Raw genomic sequence first — 21,626 nt, forward strand, 5'->3', positions numbered from 1 at the left:
TATTCTTTTATTAGTCATGTTGTTCTTGCTTAAGCGTTGCTATACGCCTAAGCAAAGTTATGAATTTGAGGCATCTGCTAGGGTTTTCTGTAATGCCTTATATTGCTCACTGATACTCTTGATTGTTGCAGCAACTTGCTCATTCAAATGTTGAGTCTTGTCTTTGCTTCGTGTGGTATCACGATCTAAATCGTCGAGTGAGGCGTCTATCGTTTGCAATGCTGACTCAATCCGGCTTAAAGACGTATTCAGTGCTGTCTCTTTTGCAGATAGGCTATCAATTAAATCTTGTGGAACATCATGTGGGGGCGGAGGTGGGCTGAGCGCCATTTTGAAAGCAGCAATATCACTCACTGGCAGCCAATGAGTATAATTGGGTTGCCAAGCATAAGTGTTGGGGTATTTTTGAACAAATGCGATTGACTCTGTCAGCGTTAACGGCCCGAGAAGTTCGCCATCCTTTGAGAAGTACCATTCTTGCATAACTACACTCTTATCCATAAATAGTGCTAAATGATTTACTTTATAAAGTCATACTGCTGTGATGCCTTAGACAAAGAACACGAAGATGGCTGCCTAATGATGAAATGAAGTTGGCACAATATATCAGTACAATCAGGCAACATTACCTTACATCGAGTAACGCAGCCATAGGCCAGCTGAGTTTTTGCTCTATAACTTGATTTGTATCAATAATGCACAAGCATAGGAATAACTTAATTATAAATTGGGGCGGGATTTTGCATATAAAATCCTGTATGTCTTTATAATCATTTTCTCATTTTTAATACGATGAGTTATTAATACTCACAACGACTTAGAGTAAAATCATTTACATACCTGCCTGCTATTTTATTTCTCATTATGCAGTAGAATTTATATCAATAAAGTTCATACACTTAAGGTTACTTACATCCTTGTTGATGAGCTTTATTTACACCTAGTGACATAAAAAATCACAATAACCTTATGCAGCCCTTGTTAATAAGCACAAAAAGCCATTAACATGTCAGTCACAAAGTATGCTGCTTCACTAAATTGTTCAGTGAGTTAGCCGGAGTCATTTCTCCAATAAAGCCTAACTTTAACAGCAATCAGCCAAGCAAAAGCATCTACATCTCGTCAGGGATTTTCAAACCTTCAATTAGGTTTTTATCATTACAAGCAAGGGAAACAACATGAGAAAACGCGTTATAGGCGGACTTTGCGCCTCATTAATCGCAGGTCTAACGGCATGCAACTCAGACACTACGGCTACCACACAAGCCGCACCTGAAGCAGTAAAAACCCAAGCTGCTGCAGCCGTTGAACAAGCGTTAACTTCAGGCATCACCTTCGACAACATGGATAAAACGATTCGTCCACAAGATGACTTCTATCTATACGTTAACGGTGGCTGGATTAATACGGCTGAAATCCCAGGCGACCGCACAAACATTGGTGCATTTTACGACCTTCGTGAAAAAGCTCGTGATGATGTAAAAGCGATTATTGAAGATGTTAGCGCGTCTGCAGAATTAAAAATGGGTACTGATGAGCAAAAAGTAGCAGACTTGTATCGCTCATTTATGGATGTTGACACCCTTAACAAGCTTGGCGTGAGCCCAATTCAAGCTGAATTTGCCAAAATTGCAGCGCTCAAAGATAAAGCAGCATTAACCGCTTACTTTGGTGAAAACCAAGCCAATGGTGGCGGTACTCCACTGGCATTTTATGTCAATGTTGATGCCAAAGACTCAACACGCTATGCCACACATATTTGGCAGTATGGCTTAAGCTTGCCTGAAAAAGATTACTACTTTAACGAAGAAGAGCGCTTCGTTAATATCCGTGCGAAATATGTAGAGCATATCGAAAAAATGTTCGACTTAGCGGGTCTGCCTAATGCAAAAGAAGCGGCTGCAACTGTGTTAGACGTTGAAACGGCCATTGCGTCTAAGCATTGGGATGTTGTTGAAACCCGTGATAGCTCTAAGACCTATAACAAATTCTTAGTAAAAGATTTAGCTAACCTAGCACCAGACATCAACTGGAATGGCTACTTAGCTGCATTAGGTGGCGATGTACAAGATGACATCATCATCAACCAACCAAGCTTTATTGAAGGCCTAAATGAGGTTGTAAAAAACAAAGACCTAGACGCTTGGAAAACATATATGACATGGACTGTGCTAACCCATAGCGCTAGTTATCTGTCTGAAGCATTAGATGCTGAAAACTTTGATTTCTTTTCTAAAACCTTGAACGGTCAAGCTGAACAACAACCTCGTTGGAAACGCGGTGTGAGCACGGTAAGTGGCACCTTGGGTGAAGTTGTCGGTAAAGTATACGTAAAACGTCATTTTGTACCTGAAGCGAAAACTCGCATGAGCGACTTGGTTGAAAACCTTCGTGGTGCATACGCTGTTAGCATTGATTCATTAGATTGGATGAGTGATGAAACTAAGGTTGCTGCGAAAGATAAGCTAGCTAAGTTTAATCCAAAAATTGGCTACCCTGACAAATGGGAAGACTACAGCAAGCTGACTATCGCAGCAGACGATCTTGTGGGTAACCTTAAACGTTCATCTATACTTTCTCATCAAAAAGACATCGCTAAACTAGGTCAACCAATTGACAAAGGTGAGTGGCACATGACGCCACAAACCGTTAATGCTTACTACAATCCAACAATGAACGAGATTGTATTCCCAGCAGCAATTTTACAACCACCATTTTTCAACCTAGAAGCGGATGACGCAGTTAACTACGGTGGTATTGGTGCAGTTATCGGTCATGAAATGGGTCACGGCTTTGATGACCAAGGCGCTAAATTTGACGGTGAAGGTAACCTACGCGATTGGTGGACTGAAGAAGATTTAGCCGCCTTTACCAAAAAAGGTAAAGCATTGATTGCTCAGTACGATGGATACCAAGTATTTGATGATCTACACGTAAATGGTCAGCTGACCCTAGGTGAGAACATCGGTGATTTATCAGGTGTAACCATTGCCTATAAAGCCTACAAAATGTCGCTTAATGGTGAAGAAGCACCTGTGATTGATGGCCTAACGGGTGATGAACGTTTCTTCATGGGCTTTAGCCAAATTTGGCGAGTGAAAATGAAAGAGGAAGCGCTGCGTAACCGCGTGGCAACTGACCCGCATTCACCAGGTCACTTCCGCGCAATTGGTGCACTGTCTAATATGCCTGAGTTCTATGAAACATACGGCGTAAAAGAAGGTGATGCTATGTACATCGCACCTGAAAAGCGTGTAAAAATCTGGTAATACGCATAGCCAAGTTCACTTCAATAAGGCGCTGAGTAACAGCGCCTTTTTTATGTCTTAAATATGAATAATACCAATCACGATGAGTAAATGAACAAAAATAGCGTAGAAAAAATGCTTGAGAACAAGGCAGATTTTTTTGATAAGTATTTATTCTACAACCAAAAAAATATAACGCCGTTATCGAGTATTTTCACAAGCTAGGGGGATCAGTTATTTATTACGATTGGTATAAATAAACATTATTTAATCTAAGTTGGGACGCTTGTACAGGTTTGATTCAGATAACTCGACGTACAATGAATGCACTTTCAGAGTAAAGGGTTTTCTTTATGGTCGCATTATTTCGTACTCTATTTATCTTCTTAGTTTTATTGACCACTCGCGGCGCAGTCGCGCAAGCGCCACAGGTAAAAGCCAACCCGCTCGCACCTTCAAATTACAATCATCAACAAGCCACTCGCAGTGAATTAGACCAGTTAATTTCGCTGAAAGATTTTAGTAGTGAACAACCTAAACAAACCTCAGATAACCTTAATGAGCTCATGTTCCAGGCTAAAACTGCACAAGCTGAGTTAAGCAATCTTTTGGATGACATCAGCGATAAAACGTACACCCAAGCCCTTGTGCCAGAGGTAAAAAGCTATCAACGAGCACAACACAAAGTGACCCATAAATTAGGTGGCGATGCGAGTAAAATTACCGATTTAGCCCGCGCCAGTATTGTGGCCGATGATGTTGAAAGCTTGATGTACGCCTATAAAAAGCTTACCCAAAGATCTGAAGTGATCCAGCTTAAGAACCGTTTTGCTAACCCAAAACCATCAGGTTACCGTGACTTGAATACCTTGGTGAGATTGCCAGATACGCAAATGATTGTAGAAGTACAATTGCACCTTAACGACATTGCGAATATCAAAAGTGGCGCGGATCATGACACTTACATTGCTATTCAGCAAATAGAGGCCAATGCACAAACTGAACATAGACCGCTATCAGAATATGAGTTAAGCCAAATTACTCAACTGCGCCAAGACTCGCACAAGCTTTACCACAAAGCATGGTTGACTTACAAAAGGCAAAGCATCAACAACGCCAGTTTTAGCAATGTAGCCTAATGGTTTTAGGTTTTAACTCAGACTAATGCAGTATGAGCCAACTTCATAACCTAACACTGAAACCCAGAATCATCCCCTTGCGCCCTTTACGGGCGCTTTTTTTTATCTGCCCCCATTTTGCTTTGCATCTGCTATACTCGCGCAAAATTAATTTCTCAACGGTGAAGCTATCTTTATTTGGTTAACCAAAGGCTAACTGCGTTAAATAACAGACCAGCAATCCCATATAGAAATATGTAAATTCGCGTTAAGCAGCCTAAATAACAGTGCTGAAGCTAACGCCATTCAATTACGTTAGGCATACCATGAACGAAATTATTGATCATTTACGAGAAGTCAGTGAATCGGTACCTGTACCATTAGAACTCCCAACCTTTGAGCAACTAGTGGAAGTGGAAGAGCAAATCTTAATCCCCTTGCCTAACGACTTAAAAGAGTACTTATTATTTGCCAGTGATGTCATTTATGGCGCGATTGAGCCTGTCACAGTCACCGACCCATACTCTCATACCTATTTACCCGAAGTGACTAGCTATGCATGGTCTATTGGGATGCCGAGAGAGTTAATTGCCATTTGCCAACAAGGCGATAATTTTTACTGTATCGATCAAGAAGGCCAAATCCACTTTTGGCAAGATGGCGAACTCAATGAAGAACCTTGGGAGTCATTTTGGGATTGGGTTGAAGATATTTGGCTTGAGCACTAAACATTAAGTGAATATACAGCCAGCATCCCTTTTAAAACGTTATTAAAAATTCAAATTTAATAGAGGCATCCATGTCAAAAATTACCTTATTAAACGCCATTGAAATGCAATGCTTAAGACAATCATTTGCCTTAACCACTGAACAACTAGCTCAGTTAACCAATACCAGCAATGGCGATGTTATTGCATGGGAGGCAGGTGAAACTCAGGCGCCAGCACAAGTGCAAAAGAAACTACTCGAAATTGATGACATTATCGAAATGCAGGTGCTCAATACCACTGATGGCATTGAAGAGTTATTTAAGAAAGAACCAAAGCGTCGTTTAGCGTTTGTGGTTTATCCAACTCAAGCGGTTTACACGCAATATAACCCTGAATTTATTAGCTCACTACCTTTAACTGAACTGTACAATACAGCTGCGTGGCGCATTAAAAAAGAATGCAAAATTGTATTGGATGTTGAGGTTAGTTTAATCCCATTAGACGTGGAAGCATACAAAGCATACCGCGCTGACAACAACATGAGCGAAAGCCGTGAAAGTCGTGCGAAATGGGCCGCGACTCAGTTATCAGAGAAATAAATATTTCAATAAAATAGAGTTTAAGTTGTCAGCAAGAAGGAAGCCACATGGCTTCCTTTTTCATAGCATTGACGCTAAGCCACCTTCAAGTCACATATACAGACTCAATCGGCTTTAACGCTAACCTTATTCTGCCAAAGCCGCATCTGCTATCGCCTGCGTTTTTGCTAACACACTGCCTAGCGCCGGACGAAGTTGCATTCTGTCTCTAAAGGCGGTGAGTTTAGGCGGTAAATCTTGCTCAAATACTGTGGCCCACATTAAGGTATGTGCCAGTAAGATATCAGCAATGGTCACCTTGTCACCTAAAATATAACCTGATTCAGGTGTCCAAGATTCAGCAATAGCAGCAGCTCTGTCAAACTCAAACTTAGCTACGGGTAACATTTCAGCAAGACGCTGCTCTTCGGGCAACGCAAACCTATGCTTGCCCATACTCCATAAAGGTTGCTCTAACTCAGTGATAATAAAGCTCACCCATTGATGATGCTTTGCAGCCGATTCTGTACCCGGTTCAGGTAAAAAGGCACCATTACCATATCGCTCCGCAAGGTAACGCATAATGGCAGCTGATTCTGTAACCACCATGTCGCCATCAGTTATAACGGGCATTTTGCCACTAGGGTTCATCGCTAAAAAAGAATCTGAGCGATTATCCCCTTTGGCAAAATTTAGGAAACTAAATTGCCAATCAACACCTAACTCTTCTAACAACCAAGACACACGTAATGCACGACTTTTTGGCGTACCATATAAAGTAATCATGTTGACTCCCTGCCATATAAAATAAACGAAACAAAAATAAAGCGGCTTACGCCGCTTTATTGGTTGATTAAAGATAGCCTGTTTCACTCATAGCAACAATAGATGCAGTGTTAGCAAACCTTTAATGTCATTGTTTTTAAAAACAGGTATTAGAAACGATAGTTCGCTTTTACATACCAAAGTGCACCTATGGCTGAATGAGTTGCTTGGTCATACCCCATAAAGTCTGCGGCACTAAACGACGGCTCTTGGTTAAACATATTGTTAGAGCCAAGCGTGAAGCTCCATTGCTGTAAGCCAATATAAGTGACGTTGGCATCTACAGTTAGCATGGCATCAATCGTGCCATCAGCGCCTGCATCAATGTTGTCCATATACTCGCCAATATAGTTGACTCGTGCACTGGCTTGCCAATCAGATACGCCCCAGTTCATTCCGGCAGTCCAACGATATTCTGGATGTTGGTATTCACCAGCTAATTCTCGCTTAGTCCCATCTTCACGAATTTGATCGAAGGTATTGACCCATGTCATGTTATAGGTGAAGCCAAAATCTCCCATACCATCGGTTTCTAGTTGATATTTAATATCAAAATCAACACCATCTGTTTTCTGACTACCTAAGTTGCCAAACTGGTCATAGATTTCAATAATTCGTCCCGGCACGCCACCTGAAGACGGTTCACGTTTAACCACATCTGGGTTGTCACCTTGAGTATCAACCAAGTATTGCGTATCAGAAGTGATCAAGTCTTCTTGGTCATAATTCCAATAATCTAAGCCAACACTTAATTGGTCTGTAATTGCCCATACACCACCTACGTTGTACGAGGTTGATTCTTCAGGTTGTAAGTCAGGGTTACCTGAAAAAATAACCGTACGTTCTTGCGCTGTACAATCTTCTTCTGCTTGTGTTAATGGACAACGTACAGAATCCACAAGCCCTGGCGATTCTTGGGTTGAACCTAAACCAAGCTGCACCAAAGATGGCGCGCGGAAAGCCTCACCCCAGCTTGCTCGTAATGTCACGTTATCAAACGGGGTATAACGCAAAGCAATTTTAGGATTGGTGGTATTACCGAAATCGCTGTAATCTTCATAGCGTGCAGCTAGCTGCGCTTCAAGGTTTTCCATTAATGGCACGGCAAACTCGATGAAAATAGACGTTTGATCCCGCTCACCACTGGCTTCGGTAGCTTCTGTACCAAAAATTTCACCGCGCTTAAACAACTCATCAGGGGTATCAGATAGCTTCTCTTCGCGATATTCAAAACCTACAGCCATACCAACAGCCCCCGCTGGCATGTCAAAAAGATCGCCAAAAATCTTCCCATCTACCGCATGGGTTGTTGATTTGCCATTTCGCGTGGTACTGACACTAATATCGTCAATAACATGATCTGGTTGGGTGGTGGATAATGGGTTGAATTCACCAGCATTAATCGCTTCTTGTAATCGCGGTGTCCACACAAAACCTTGCTCGCCATACTCATGGTTGCGGTTATATGAATAGGTGTACGCCACTTCCCATTCCCAATCAGATAACGCACCATTTAACCCAAGCACTAATCGAGCACTATCCGACTCTGCAGATTTTTGTCGAGGGCCTGTTTCAGTCGTGCGGCGGCGCATAGTCAAGTCTTCACCGGGGAATGGGTTAACCGCAGCACCACTGGCAAACAGCGGGTTATCATTAAGCATGTAAAATTCGCCAAATGATGGACTTGGCGCACCTTTAATCACACTTTCATTGTGCTGGTACATCATTTCAGCAAACAGTTTTACATCATCATTGAATTGGTAATCCTGAAAAACAGATAATCCGACACGGCTTGATTCTGGCGTTGATGTCATTACTGGCGCGTAATCATAGCGACAGTAAGGGCCTTTCACCCTGTCATCAGGGCAATTAGGATCGGGCATCCAACTGTATTGATCAGACTTAGGCAGAATAGAACCATCAGCACCTATGGTTGCAGGGATATAAGAACCAGGGTTACCGGCTGATGAACGAAAATCCGATCCACCATTTGCGGTTTGATCAGCTGACTTTGAATAATCGCGGTCACCAAATAGGGTTTCACGTTCTTTAAAGTAATCGAGAATAATGGTGGTATGAGATTTACCATCTGCAGACTGTGTACCAAACAACATTGAAGCAGATTGCTGACCACCGCCATCCTCCACGGTTTCAGCCAGCTTGCCGTTCACTTCAAAACCTTCAAAATCTTTCTTCAGAATAATGTTAATCACACCGGCAATAGCGTCAGAGCCGTAGGTAGCAGATGCACCATCTTTAACAATATCAATGCGCTTTACTGCCGAGATAGGAATGGAGTTGATGTCGACAAAGGCGGTATCAATTGACTTTGCAAACGATGACACCGCAATACGGCGGCCATTTAACAGCACTAGGGTTGAATCAGCGCCTAAGCCACGTAATGAAACCGCTGCACCACCATTAGCAGTATCATCAGCATTGTTACCTTGAGTCGAGAACGTACCACTACCGGACTCAGGTAGTTTACTCAGTAATTGTGATATGTCTTGGGCACCAGAGCGAGCGATATCTTCAGCTGTCAGCACCGACATCGGTGATGCGCCTTCCATATCAGTACGTTTAATATGCGTACCTGTTACTTCAATGCGTTCAACATCTTCGTCAGCAGCAACTGCGACAGGACTCATAACTAACGCAACGGCAATGGCGCACGCGCTACGTACAAATGTATGTTTCATGTGACTATCCTTAATCAGTTTTAATAATGTGCATCCATGACTACCACATACTACAGCCATTTATTCTTATAAATCAGTGACTAAGTTATCTATTAATGGAAGGTTGTCAATCTGGCCAAAAGTATTAATTTAGATTTAACTTAATTAGCAAAAGTAATGTAAACAAATTTTATTTGGGCTGGTTTTATCAGATAAAGTTGATAGGGTATGAGTTATCGATAGTTAATACAGCAAGGATGTTGCATGCAAGATAAAACACTCGTAACGGCAGAGTTTCATAAAAACTTAGGCACCTATTGGTTGATGTCAGGCGCAATATTACTCGCCATCACAATCGTAGGCATCCCGCTGTTATTGATCTGGTTTCCGCTTGGATTACTGCTCACCAAAACCTACATCAACAATATGAGTGCAGAGCTTACCGAAACGAAACTGATCGTCCGCAAAGGCATTTTACAACGCACCGAGAACACCGTACCTTTGGATAAAATTACTGATCTCGCCTTAATTCAAGGGCCTTTAATGCGCCTGTTTGGTATTCATAAATTAACGGTAGAAACTGCAGGCCAGTCAGGCAACGGGGCGTTAATTAACCTTGTCGGTTTAGTTGACGTGGGTGATTTTCGTGCTCGCGTGCTCGAACAAAAAGCGTTAATCGCAGAGAAAAGCCAAAGCATGGCATCGACAATGCCATCAAAAGGGATACCTGATGAATCTTTAGTCTACTTACAACAAATTAGCCGCTCATTAGCCAATATTGAAGCAGCTATCTGTAAGGATAAAGACGTTAATGCCAGCTAATACCTGTTAATAATAAACAGCTTATTCCATGATAAAAATGACAATGACACTCCTTCATTGGCACATCACCTTGCACCTCTTGCATGACCACCTGCATTAAGGACAAAGCTTTCATGCTTACTAGATTTCTACCCGTTGGGTTAAGCGACTTTTCCATAAAAAAGTGGCTTACCCCAACCTATTTACTAACATGTTGTAACTACCTAGATTATTCACCAAAAACGTCTTTAAAGCTGTTGTTTACTTCTCTAGCCTTGATTGGAATAACAAGCATTAACAGTGCCAATACCGCTGCAAATGAAGCAACTAATAATTTGGGTAAGCAGGCTGCAACGAAAACAACAAGCTCGTCATTATCAAATACTCATTATGCTCAAACATCAAATACACTATCTAAAGCAGAGCTTAGACAAGGCATACAGAAAATATTAACGGATGCACCAAGAGGGTTTCATGGCAGTATTTTGGTGACTCAACAAAACGGATTGAACTATCACCTCACTCAAGGCGTGCCTGAGCTTAAACATGATTCAGTTCTGCAGATTCAAGACCCATCTCAAGAGAAAGTGAAAGAGCAGGCTCAGCCTATTCAACATAAGTCACTTCAACAACACCAATACATAATAGGTTCACTATCAAAGTTAGTGACTGCGGTGTTAATTATGCAAGCTATTGATTCTGGCAAGCTGACTCTCGATCAACCGGCCAATGAGTTATTAGGTAATCGGGTGCATTCAGATGTAACAATCTCACAGCTGCTCAATCACACCTCAGGCATCACCAATAATGCATTGTCTCTCAATACACCTGCTGGTGAGCAATTTCGCTACAGTAATTTAGGCTATCAGCTGCTGGGTAACATCCTAAGTTATATCCATCAACAACCCTTAACTGATGTATTCCAAACCTTTGCTATAGAGAATCAATTAGATATTCGCGCTGATTTTGGGACTCTCGCTAACATCCAAGCTGCAAATCCTGTGTTAGCCGCTCCTTTTAGTGAGCAGCCAGCACAACCTACACAGGCGGTGCCGACTCAGCAAACAATCACAGCCGAACCAGCAAGGTATGAGCGTGTGCCGCTTAACCCAAGTCATTTTTCTGAGGTCGAATTGGCCTCAGGTTATCTGCAAGCGACTCCAGAAGCTATCGCGCAATTGAACTCGCTATTACATCAGGGGCAATTGATGAGTGAAGTCAGTTATCACCAATTGATAACTGCCCATGTCAGGCGTGTGCATCGTTGGGGGAAACTGGGCTATGGTTTTGGACTGCAAATTTCTGACACTGCATTTGGGCCTGAGTATAGTCATTCAGGCTATGTACCCGGCTACATCAGCACACAAGTGTATTACCCGCAGTTTGGCGTCAATTTGGTGATTTTGGAAAACACTTCTTGGTCACTGCAAGATATCGAACGCGTATTCAGTATTCATGATCAAATTAGGCATTTAATGCATAGCCAATTGTCATCATTAATATGATGACAAAATAAACACTCTGTTCTCGCTCGTGTTCAGGTTATAATACGCAGCTATTAATCATGCTTCGCAGCCGCGTAAAGAGACCTATGTTAAATAACGATATTCTTCGTCGTATCCGTTTTGTATTCGATTTCTCAAATGCCAAAATGGTCGATATTTTTGCCAAAGCTAATAAATCAGTGACTACTGAGGAGGTAATCGCCTTACTGAAAAAAGAAGACGATAGCGATTACCAAGCTTGTAATGATTTATTAATGTGCCAGTTTTTAGATGGGTTAATCATTAATAACCGTGGCTTAAAGCCGGGTACAGATGTACCAGCGCCAGTTAAAAGCTTAAACAACAACTTAATATTCAAAAAGTTACGTGTTGCACTAGAGCTTCGCGAAGATGACATCATCGCCATTTTGAAGTTGGCAGAATTTAATTCAACAAAGTCTGAATTAGGTGCGCTATTTAGAAACCCTAACCACAAAAACTTCAAACCTTGTGGCGATCAGTTTTTACGTAACTTCTTGCAAGGCCTGTCGAAAAAACACCGTGGTGTGTAACCCATCGCAATAATCTTGTTTAAAACAAGTCCGACTCAATAAATTGAGTTGAATACCGTAAAAAAACGCAGCCAAAGCTGCGTTTTTTGTTATTTGCGCCAATGTGTTTAAAGTTTTTACAAAAAAACGTGAAATAGCTCACTTAACAGACCACAATATACAACAAACATGGTAATCTACGACCGCTTTTAAGAACCCAACAAATCGATAATACTAAACAGTAAGGTTCCCCCATGGACGATAACAAACGCCCCCTCTATCTTCCTTTTGCTGGCCCAGCCATTCTTGAGTCTCCTCTCCTAAATAAAGGCACAGCATTTTCTGAAGAAGAACGTATTTTCTTTAATCTTGAAGGTTTAATCCCATGGGAAATTGAAACCATTGAGGAACAAGCTGAACGTGCCTATTTGCAATACACCAGTTTCAATAATGGTCTGGACAAGCATATTTACTTAAGAAACATTCAGGACACCAACGAAACGCTATTTTACCGTTTAGTACGTAATCACATTAGTGAAATGATGCCTATCATTTATACCCCAACCGTTGGGTTAGCTTGTGAGCGTTTCTCAAAAGACTATCGTCGTAACCGTGGGCTATTTATTTCTTACCCAAATAAAGACCGTATTGATGACATTCTCAACAACTCTACCCGTCATAAAGTGAAAGTGATTGTTGTTACCGATGGTGAGCGCATTCTCGGACTGGGTGACCAAGGTATTGGCGGCATGGGGATACCGATTGGTAAACTTTCACTCTATACAAGCTGTGGCGGGATCAGTCCAGCATACTGCCTAGCCGTCACCTTAGATGTGGGTACTGATAACCCTCAGCTTCTTGAAGATCCGCTTTACATGGGTTGGCCGCACCAACGCATTGTGGGTGAAGAATACGACGCCTTTGTCGAAGAATTTATGCAGGCCGTGCATCGCCGCTGGCCTGATGCATTAATCCAATTTGAAGATTTTGCTCAGAAAAATGCCATGCCATTGCTTGAGCGTTATAAAGACAAATACTGTACCTTCAATGATGATATTCAAGGTACAGCAGCGGTAACAGTTGGCTCATTATTAGCGGCTTGTAAAGCGGCCAATACTCAGCTATCTAAGCAACGTATTGCATTTCTGGGTGCGGGTAGCGCAGGTTGCGGTATTGCTGAAGCGATTATTTCGCAGATGATTGCTGAAGGTATTTCAGAACAACAAGCACGCTCACAAGTATTTATGGTCGACCGCTGGGGCTTGTTATTAGATTCAATGCCAACATTATTGCCGTTCCAGCAAAAATTGACTCAGAAAACTGACGATATTGAGAAGTGGGACAATTACTCAGATCATGTGTCGTTATTGGATGTGATTAATAACGCTAAACCGACAGTATTAATCGGTGTGTCTGGCGCACCAGGATTATTTACCGAAGAAGTGATCCGTGCAATGCATAGCCATTGTGAACGACCAATTGTATTCCCATTGTCAAACCCGACCAGCCGAGTTGAAGCTAAGCCAAAAGACATTTTACATTGGACCAATGGTCAGGCATTAGTCGCCACCGGCAGTCCTTTTGAACCTGTGGTTGTCAATGAGCAAACATTTGAAATAGCTCAATGTAACAACTCATTTATTTTCCCAGGTATTGGCTTAGGCGTACTTTCTTGTGGGGCCACACGTGTATCTGATGAAATGCTAATGGCTTCTAGCCGAGCATTGGCTGAGTGCTCGCCGCTGGGTAAAACCGGTGAAGGTTCTTTACTGCCAAATCTTGAAGACATCCAACAAGTCAGCAAATACATTGCATTGGCAGTAGCAAAAGTCGCTATTGAGCAAGGTCTTGCTCTGCCAAAAGATGAAGAATTACTCAAGCAAGCTATCGAAGATAACTTCTGGGAACCTGAGTATCGCCGTTATAAACGTACTTCGTTTTAAGCTATTTCACCACAAGCAAAAAAGAGCCGATTTGGCTCTTTTTTATTGGTCATATTTGTTCGTTATAGCTCAACAACTGCAAAATAACTTACATTGCCTATGATGGTTAACAATCAAACCACAATACTGCGGTTACCTACTGCATCACCTGCTTGATACTGTTAAATAAAGCGCGATCTGTGCGAGCTTTTTTCAATTTACGCAAACTTTCTTTTAATGAGGCTTCAGCTAGACGGCCGAATACCCCATCATATTGATTGTCATTCATTTCTTCTTCAGTGTCAGCACTATCTGCTATTTCTTGTGCTACACGGCTGAGTTGCATCCAAGCATTTGCAATGTAAAATCCGTGGAACTCAGCCTGACTAAACAGTTTCTGCGCACTCGCGGGTAAGGCATTCCAAGCCTGCTCAAACGCTGAGGCTTTATCGGCAATCAACTCTGCAAATAAGCCTTCGTATGCCTCTAAAAGCGTCGCTGGCATTTTTTCCATTGGTAACACTTTATTAGATACGTTATAGGCAACTTGCTTAGCTGTGTCGATATATTGTTGTTTTTTATCAGTCATTTAACTATCTCTCAATCTTGCATAGGCAAGTAAATATTATTCAAGAAAACGCGTTTCTGTTAATTAGGCAGCATTATACATTAACTTCAATTTAATCGGCTGCATTTCATCAAAATTGCGATACACCACGGCGATACACACTTATACAATTGACACGCAAAAGATAAGGAATTTAACTTCATGTTATTAACCAATGAGGCTATACTTTATAATTATAAAAATACAAATACACACCCAGCTGCTATCACTGATTTTTCGTGGTTTCATACAGGCTGCCAAGAAAAGAGAAGTCAATTTGCTCAACATTCACATACGATTACTTCAGGCCAGTATCTTAGCCTTTTACATTATATCAATGAGTGTCACCTTCGCTTCTCCTGCTAATCAAGCACGCGCAGATGAGCTAATTGAATTGTTTTACCAGGGGTTAGTAGAAGACAACGATAAGGTGTTACTTGATGAGCTTAAAATGCTGGTTCAGGTAAATGACACAGAAAGACACAAACAAGTTGTACGTATTCAATGCTGGTATCAAGACAACAACACAACAGAAGAAATCAATGCCGCTATCGCACACGCGAGTAAGCAAATTTTATTATATTCTGACCCTTTTCCTTCGCCAATTCTAGCTGACCTGCATTTATGCCGTGGTTGGTTCAACCAACTCAACTCAAACATGGATGAAGCCTTTGCAGATCTGGAACTAGGGATCAACAGTGCTTATCAATTAGAAAATGCTCGCTTGATTGCCGACGGTCGCAGCATACGCGGTACCATGTATTCTTATCAGGGCAGTTATAGTGCAGCATTAGAAGACTTGATTACTGCTCAACAGTTATATGAATCACTCAATGCACCTTACTGGAAAACCTACAATTTATCAGAGCTTGCAGCAACGTATCGTAGATTTGGTGATCCTGTTACGGCATTAAAATATCAAAAGCAGCTTGAATCCCATTATCTTGAAAATAACCAACAATATGACGCTAATGAGGTTAGTACGCAGATTGGTTTTTCATTAGAAGAGCTAGGCCAATACCAAGAGGCGATTACCCGATTCGATAAAAGCCGTCAGTTTTGGCTAAAAAATGACTCGCCTGAAATGGCAGCCGATATGACAGTGAGTATGGCGGGGAGTCAGATTAAACTTGGACAATTCGCTCAGGCCAAAAGCCTACTGCTCGATGCCCGTAATATATTACCAGATGATTATGATTCGAGCTTAAGTTATCTGTATATGTACCTAGCCTATGTTTATGAAAATGAACAAGACTTCACCGCAGCATTAATGAATGCCGACCTTGCAATCAATCATTTTAACACCAGTAATAACGAACGTGGGATCAGTGAATCATACAAGTTAAAAAGTGATATTTTGCGAGCTAAACAGCATTGGCAGCAAGCTTACCAGCAGCTAAGCCAATTTGTTGATCTACATCTTGAAATGGATAAGAAAAACATTGCTGAACGAAATGCCGAAATGCAAGCGCGTTTCGATACCAACAAAATAAAAAATGAAAATGAGTTGTTGATTGAATCCGCAAAAATCAAAGAGCAACAAATTGAAATCATGCAACGCAATGATCTACTGCAAATAGCAGTTATCGTACTCAGTATTGTGATTTTAATCTTTGTCTCTATATTTGCTTATAAGCAGCTGCTAAGAAAGCGCACCTTTAGGCATCTAGCTCTTACAGATGAACTCACTGGTTTGTCTAACCGCCGTGATACCTATAACCAAGCCAACCTATTTCTCAAACAAGCTAAAGTAAACCAGAAGTCCTTCTCGGTAATCTCCTTTGACGCCGATCATTTCAAGAAGGTCAACGACCAACTAGGCCATGAAGTAGGTGATATCGTATTAGTGAAGCTTGCTGAACTTACAAGAACCATGATGCGTGATTCAGATGTCGTTGGTCGCGTTGGTGGTGAAGAGTTCCTTGTTCTACTGCCTAATATCAACAAGGTTACCGCAGTCGAAATAGCTCACCGCTTAGTGGATAGAATTGCTCAATATGACTGGCAGCAAATCGACCCAAGACTGCAGCAAACGATTAGTGCTGGGGTCAGTGAATACGACAATGAAGAACAATTATCCCCCTTGTTATTGAAAGTTGATGAAGCCTTATATTCAGCAAAGGCCGCTGGTCGTAACTGTGTGAAGCAGGTTTAACACTTAATTTATGCTGATAGCTTATCGCTTAAAAAGCAGCCATTAAATACCAATATCCCCGCAAAAGTAGTCACAATACTACATGCGGAGATAATTGTTTGTAAGTGAGCTAAAACGGCAATTTAAGACAAGTAATTTACCGTATTGCTGTCATTAGTCACGCTACGTTTCACCTGTTGCGGAAATTGATTAAGAAACTTAAAAAAGAGAGTTTGCTCTAGTGGCATTGCATAGTAATAGCCCTGAATAGCGTGACAATATCATTAATCCATTGTTGCTAAATTTCTTGTTTAAATTCACATGGCCACTTGATGTCATTGATAGTCATGAGTATTACCAAACTTCATTCCTTTTTTATTTAGCCTTGTTAAACAAGGCTATTTCACTATTGATAAACCTGAGTGTTCATGGGCACAGGGTTGTCATTAAACCATTTTTTGTACAAATGTCGATAATCTTCTGTGGTTTTATACTCGCTTAAAGCCTGATGCCACTTCTGAACAACTTGTGATGATGTACTTTTAGAAAAAGCAAAGTACAGTACCAGCGGCTTTATATGAAGGGCAGACTTAACCTGAGTAGGGTCTTCACCCAGTTTTTTAAACGTGTAATGGATCCCCAGATCAGCCTGACACCAAAAACGAATTCGAGACTTAATCAATTGTTGCAGTGTTTGCTTAGGAAAGCTTGCGACGGATAAATCGGTAAAGCCATTTTCTCTCAGATAGTGCTCACAAGCACCATCTCGATACACACCAATAGTGCCTAGCTGTTTAACCTGCTCTAACGAGTTAAACGAAGTATCATTATCGGCCCGAGTAAGCAATATCATATTACCTTGAGCAATGGGACCTAAAAAAATATGATGCTGCAGCCTGACATTATTTTTAGCCATGGCAACGATTAAAGTATTGGGTTTACTTCGGCCAATTTGCTGCGCCCTTGCCCATGGGAGGAATATCACTTTACCTTGTTCGCCCAAACGCGATTGAAGTTGTTCGACAAGCTCGACCGCGTAGCCTTTATGATGATCATCTTCAATAAAACTTATCGGTGGCCACTCTTCAGCCAGCACCATCACATCTTGATTAACTTGTGCCTGAGCATGAGGCAAGTAAAAGCAAAATAATAAACTAACCCAAAGTAAATTTTTCAATGTGCCCCTCTAATTCACCGCAACATAGAATCAATATGTGACTATGGATAATGCCAGCCCCTAGCGGCTTAGTCTTGCAGTTCTATAGCGACTTAACTGCTTAGTTTCGTAGTTGTATCTTTGCTGCCACTGCGACCGAAAGGCCGGCAAAGAAACTTGAATGGCCAGCTGCAAAGCCTGAGTTTTTAACAGTGAAACCTGAGCGACCTATCCATAAGCTCAACATAACAAAGGCTGATAAAGGTGATGAATAGTATAAATCAGGGTATAATTTACACCTTGCTCACTCCGATTAATGCACTCATTAGGCATACTGAAGTACCAATCAACCATGACAACCTCATACTTAAGTGTAACTGAACTTTGCCAGCTTGCCCGTGAAATTAAACAATGGGGTAAGGATCTAGGTTTTTCCGAAATTGGCATATGCGATATAGACTTAAGTGAACATGAGGCTGCACTTCAATCGTGGTTAGATAACGGCTATCACGGTGAAATGAGCTACATGGCTAACCACGGTATGATGCGAGCGAGGCCTGCTGAGTTACACCCAGGCACAGTGAGAGTCGTGACCGCTCGAATGGATTACTTGCCGCCCAGTGCAGGGTTTGCCAGTAATTTATCTGACCCAAACCTAGGTTATATCTCACGATATGCAGGCGGACGGGACTACCACAAACTACTCAGGCAACGATTAAAAAAGCTTGGCGACAAAATCGGTGAATATTGCAAGCAACATGGTTCTGTGGAGCATAACTTCAGACCCTTTGTCGACTCAGCACCAATACTTGAACGACAACTCGCCGACAAATCAGGCATCGGCTGGACAGGGAAACATTCGCTTTTACTTAACCCCGAGGCTGGCAGCTGGTTTTTCTTAGGTGAATTATTAGTCGATATTCCCTTACCTGTCGATATTCCTATTGCACAGCAATGCGGTAGCTGCGTTGCCTGTATTAAGTCCTGTCCAACTCAAGCTATCGTAGAAGATGGCATTGTCGATGGTCGTCGTTGTATTTCTTATCTCACGATAGAGCTACAAGGTGCTATCCCTGTTGAGTTTCGGGATGCCATTGGCAATCGAATTTATGGATGTGATGACTGCCAGCTCGTTTGCCCGATAAATCGTCATGCTCCACTGACAAAAGAGTCCGATTTTCATACCCGAGAAAATCTAGTACAACCGCAATTATTAAGCTTATTTGACTGGAGCGAAGCATATTTTCTCAAGACAACCCAAGGCTCACCGATCAGGCGTATCGGCCATAAACGCTGGTTAAGAAATATTGCAGTTGCTTTGGGGAACGCACCTTTTAGTGATGACATAGTGCAAGCTTTGCAAACTAAAAGGCAATCCGATGACGTAGATGACATCGTCATTGAACATATTGACTGGGCTTTGAATAAACAGTTAACCACACAGTATCAAGCAAGCCGCCTAACACAACGAGTGATCCGCGCAGTAGAAAAAGGGTTAGTCAGGGACGCTTAAGTTTTTTGCAACTCAGTGAGTTGATGGATAATAGAAGCATGCAAAAAACCTAAAACAAAAAAGTGAGCATTTATGCTCACTTTTTTATTGACGCTTTCAATGAGCAATCGCTCTGGGTCTCGGTAATCTAGGCAGTTTTAGCACCTGATATATCATCTTAATAGTGAGTGGAAATAAAGGCAGAATGAATATCCACAAAGTAAGCGGTAAAAAATTAGGCTCATACATGCAGTTTTGAACCGCTTGGCCTACATCTGCACAGTGAAGATGTGGAATCGTTTCAGAGCCCTGCAAAGTATAATCGATATACTCAACCTTTTTCGCCACCATACCTAAAGACGGTGACAATTGTACTAATACCGGGATCTGTACACTCATAGCAAAAACTAAGAGAACAAACCAAGGTTTCAATAGTTGCTTGAACTTCATTTCCCCTCCCCCTTTTTAATTGAATGTAATAAAATTAGCAATAATTGCTGCTCAATGAGGTTTCTTCGCTCATTAAAGCGTTATGTCAAAGTAGGAACGTTTGTTTCAGGGGTGAAAAAGCTGCTCTCCACCTTCAACCTCGACGTTTATTTCAACACCATTACGCTTACAAAAACTCAGTCGTATTGTTACGTAACCAATTGAGTATTCTTACAGTGCGACCAGTTATGGACGTAAGGTCGTCTACCTACACAGGTTATATTTAACTGTCAACCAGGCAAAAAGAAAAGCAGAATATTATTTGGAGTCACTAATTTTTGATCCACTAAACTATTCTCATAAAAAGCGTGCTAAACCTCACACCTTGTAATTTTGCTTCATCGTTGCGAATGTAAACAAAACACACATCCCCAGCACTTGATTTAACAACTCAGCTAACAGTTACAGAATGAATGTAAGCCTATACAGAACAACTTCCTGATTCTCAGCTTCGAGGCCAGCTTAATATCAACTCAATTGAAAACCACATAAACAGTATATTAAGACTAAAAATAGTATTAAAAATAGTTAATTAACGCTAAATTGATGATATGTACTTCACGACACTCTGACACACATATCATGAATTCATCAGAGCAAAGACGTCTCCATATCAGTGCCCAGCACCTTGTTTGGCTTTAGTCTCATAGTCTTGAATTGCAGAGTGCTGCATAATAAAGACTCACTTTAGGCAAGTTTCACATAATAATTCAATGTAGTAATCGTTCAGCTTTCGAGCGATTAATGTAATTTTAGTACTGTTTGCTTAACAGAATTCAGAAGTGTCAAACTTTCCCGTAAAAAAACTACAAGGCGTCTGGACGTCCAGAAGTTTATTGTGATAGTCTGATTTACGCTATGGGATAGGATTCAACAGGTATTGTGAATAGTTCATTTGGAGAGATGTATGATAGAGCTTAGACACCTTCGCACTTTAGTGGCATTGAAAGAAAGTGGTAGTTTAGCTGGTGCAGCCAAAAAGCGTTTTGTAACGCAATCGGCACTATCTCACCAAATTAAAGAGTTAGAGACCCGCATCAATTCGGCCATTTTTGTACGTAAAAGCAAACCACTCACCTTTACACATGAAGGCTCGCGCTTACTTAATCTAGCAGAAGAGATTTTGCCAAAAGTGATTGAGACAGAGTCAGATCTCAAACGAGGTCTAGAGGGAGAAGTGCAACAGTTCAAACTCGCCATTGACTCACATCAAGGCTATCGTTGGCTTGAACCTGTTCTGGCACAATTTAAACAAGCTGTGCCACAAGTACAAATTGAAGTCGTTACACGTACTGGGGCAGAAGCATTGAATGCACTTGATGCTGGCGAACTCGATATTGTATTAACCTCAACACCGACTCCTGGTCATACCGTGTCTTATCAACACCTATTTGATTATGAAATTAAGCTATTAGTTTCAAAGCAGCACCCACTGGCAAGCAAAACCGTGGCAACCGCAAATGATTTAGCTAACCAAGCTATCATTAGTTACCCTGCTAATCTGGCTCGATTAGACATTTACAAACACTTTTTAGAACCTGCTGGCGTTGCTGTTGGGGCACATAAACACTGCGAACTGCCACATGTACTATTACAGCGTGTTGCATGTAATGATGGTGTTACGACCTTACCAAGCTGGTCTGTTACCGAGGCACAAGCATTGGGCTTACACGCAATAAAACTCGGCAATGAAGGGCTAAAGAAACCACTTTTTGGTGCTTATCGTTGTGATGCAACTAACAGCAAAGTCATCCACAAATGGCTGCAATTAGTCGCTCAAGAAGGTTTGAAGCTACAACGTCCTAATTAACTCAGCGACACCTTAAGTGCGCA

Annotated in this window: 17 protein-coding genes; 11 read left to right on the plus strand and 6 right to left on the minus strand. The window is 41.5% G+C overall.

Translation table 11 applies throughout. The features are described from left to right. Positions 1–57 precede the first annotated feature (57 nt). On the minus strand, positions 58–501 hold the full coding sequence (locus ACHUGF_RS01955) for a DUF4339 domain-containing protein (RefSeq protein WP_394129085.1): 444 nt from the start codon (positions 499–501) through the stop codon (positions 58–60). 677 nt (positions 502–1,178) lie between these two features. Between ACHUGF_RS01955 and ACHUGF_RS01960 the strand changes: the two genes are divergently transcribed. From ACHUGF_RS01960 to ACHUGF_RS01975, 4 genes are all read left to right on the plus strand, one after another. Beyond that, a complete protein-coding gene (locus ACHUGF_RS01960) occupies positions 1,179–3,269 on the plus strand; it encodes a M13 family metallopeptidase (RefSeq protein WP_394129086.1) in 2,091 nt (696 codons plus the stop codon). Positions 3,270–3,601: 332 nt separating this feature from the next. Continuing rightward, positions 3,602–4,387 (plus strand): RelA/SpoT domain-containing protein, encoded by a 786-nt coding sequence (locus ACHUGF_RS01965; protein WP_394129087.1) that lies wholly within the window; start codon positions 3,602–3,604, stop codon positions 4,385–4,387. 305 nt (positions 4,388–4,692) lie between these two features. Then, positions 4,693–5,094: an SMI1/KNR4 family protein gene (locus tag ACHUGF_RS01970; RefSeq protein WP_394129088.1), complete on the plus strand. Its 402-nt coding sequence runs from the start codon at positions 4,693–4,695 to the stop codon at positions 5,092–5,094. 71 nt (positions 5,095–5,165) lie between these two features. After that, positions 5,166–5,675 (plus strand): DUF4447 family protein, encoded by a 510-nt coding sequence (locus ACHUGF_RS01975; protein ID WP_394129089.1) that lies wholly within the window; start codon positions 5,166–5,168, stop codon positions 5,673–5,675. Positions 5,676–5,801: 126 nt separating this feature from the next. Here the strand turns inward: ACHUGF_RS01975 and ACHUGF_RS01980 are convergent, their stop codons facing one another. Then, the gene (locus ACHUGF_RS01980; RefSeq protein ID WP_394129090.1) at positions 5,802–6,440 is read right to left on the minus strand and encodes a glutathione S-transferase family protein; all 639 of its coding nucleotides are present in this window, start codon (positions 6,438–6,440) and stop codon (positions 5,802–5,804) included. 149 nt (positions 6,441–6,589) lie between these two features. Further along, positions 6,590–9,178 carry a TonB-dependent receptor plug domain-containing protein gene (locus ACHUGF_RS01985; RefSeq protein WP_394129091.1) on the minus strand — a complete coding sequence of 863 codons (2,589 nt, stop codon included), beginning with the start codon at positions 9,176–9,178 and terminating at the stop codon, positions 6,590–6,592. A gap of 243 nt (positions 9,179–9,421) precedes the next feature. Here ACHUGF_RS01985 and ACHUGF_RS01990 point away from each other — a divergent pair, with 243 nt between their 5' ends. The 4 genes from ACHUGF_RS01990 (at position 9,422) to ACHUGF_RS02005 (ending at position 13,936) form a co-directional block, all read left to right on the plus strand. Then, entirely contained in the window at positions 9,422–9,979 is a 558-nt protein-coding gene (locus ACHUGF_RS01990; protein ID WP_394129092.1) for a PH domain-containing protein, read from the plus strand. Between the two features lie 113 nt (positions 9,980–10,092). Further along, positions 10,093–11,463: a serine hydrolase domain-containing protein gene (locus ACHUGF_RS01995; RefSeq protein ID WP_394129093.1), complete on the plus strand. Its 1,371-nt coding sequence runs from the start codon at positions 10,093–10,095 to the stop codon at positions 11,461–11,463. 86 nt (positions 11,464–11,549) lie between these two features. Further along, positions 11,550–12,014: a YehS family protein gene (locus ACHUGF_RS02000; protein WP_394129094.1), complete on the plus strand. Its 465-nt coding sequence runs from the start codon at positions 11,550–11,552 to the stop codon at positions 12,012–12,014. A gap of 233 nt (positions 12,015–12,247) precedes the next feature. Continuing rightward, positions 12,248–13,936 (plus strand): NAD-dependent malic enzyme, encoded by a 1,689-nt coding sequence (locus tag ACHUGF_RS02005; protein ID WP_394129095.1) that lies wholly within the window; start codon positions 12,248–12,250, stop codon positions 13,934–13,936. Between the two features lie 136 nt (positions 13,937–14,072). Here ACHUGF_RS02005 and ACHUGF_RS02010 read toward each other — a convergent pair whose 3' ends face one another. Continuing rightward, positions 14,073–14,504: a DUF3069 domain-containing protein gene (locus tag ACHUGF_RS02010; RefSeq protein ID WP_394129096.1), complete on the minus strand. Its 432-nt coding sequence runs from the start codon at positions 14,502–14,504 to the stop codon at positions 14,073–14,075. 295 nt (positions 14,505–14,799) lie between these two features. Between ACHUGF_RS02010 and ACHUGF_RS02015 the strand changes: the two genes are divergently transcribed. Beyond that, the gene (locus tag ACHUGF_RS02015) at positions 14,800–16,677 is read left to right on the plus strand and encodes a tetratricopeptide repeat-containing diguanylate cyclase (RefSeq protein ID WP_394129097.1); all 1,878 of its coding nucleotides are present in this window, start codon (positions 14,800–14,802) and stop codon (positions 16,675–16,677) included. Between the two features lie 385 nt (positions 16,678–17,062). Here ACHUGF_RS02015 and ACHUGF_RS02020 read toward each other — a convergent pair whose 3' ends face one another. Further along, the gene (locus tag ACHUGF_RS02020; RefSeq protein WP_394129098.1) at positions 17,063–17,833 is read right to left on the minus strand and encodes a substrate-binding periplasmic protein; all 771 of its coding nucleotides are present in this window, start codon (positions 17,831–17,833) and stop codon (positions 17,063–17,065) included. Between the two features lie 331 nt (positions 17,834–18,164). Between ACHUGF_RS02020 and queG the strand changes: the two genes are divergently transcribed. Then, positions 18,165–19,325, plus strand: coding sequence for a tRNA epoxyqueuosine(34) reductase QueG (queG, locus tag ACHUGF_RS02025; protein ID WP_394129099.1), 1,161 nt, complete (start codon positions 18,165–18,167; stop codon positions 19,323–19,325). Positions 19,326–19,421: 96 nt separating this feature from the next. Here the strand turns inward: queG and ACHUGF_RS02030 are convergent, their stop codons facing one another. Beyond that, positions 19,422–19,754 carry a hypothetical protein gene (locus tag ACHUGF_RS02030; protein ID WP_394129100.1) on the minus strand — a complete coding sequence of 111 codons (333 nt, stop codon included), beginning with the start codon at positions 19,752–19,754 and terminating at the stop codon, positions 19,422–19,424. A 946-nt stretch (positions 19,755–20,700) separates the two neighbouring features. Here ACHUGF_RS02030 and ACHUGF_RS02035 point away from each other — a divergent pair. Continuing rightward, positions 20,701–21,603: a LysR substrate-binding domain-containing protein gene (locus ACHUGF_RS02035; RefSeq protein WP_394129101.1), complete on the plus strand. Its 903-nt coding sequence runs from the start codon at positions 20,701–20,703 to the stop codon at positions 21,601–21,603. Positions 21,604–21,626: the final 23 nt, after the last annotated feature.

The sequence above is a fragment of the Shewanella maritima genome, from assembly GCF_043643735.1.
Taxonomy (GTDB): Bacteria; Pseudomonadota; Gammaproteobacteria; order Enterobacterales; family Shewanellaceae; genus Shewanella; species Shewanella maritima_A.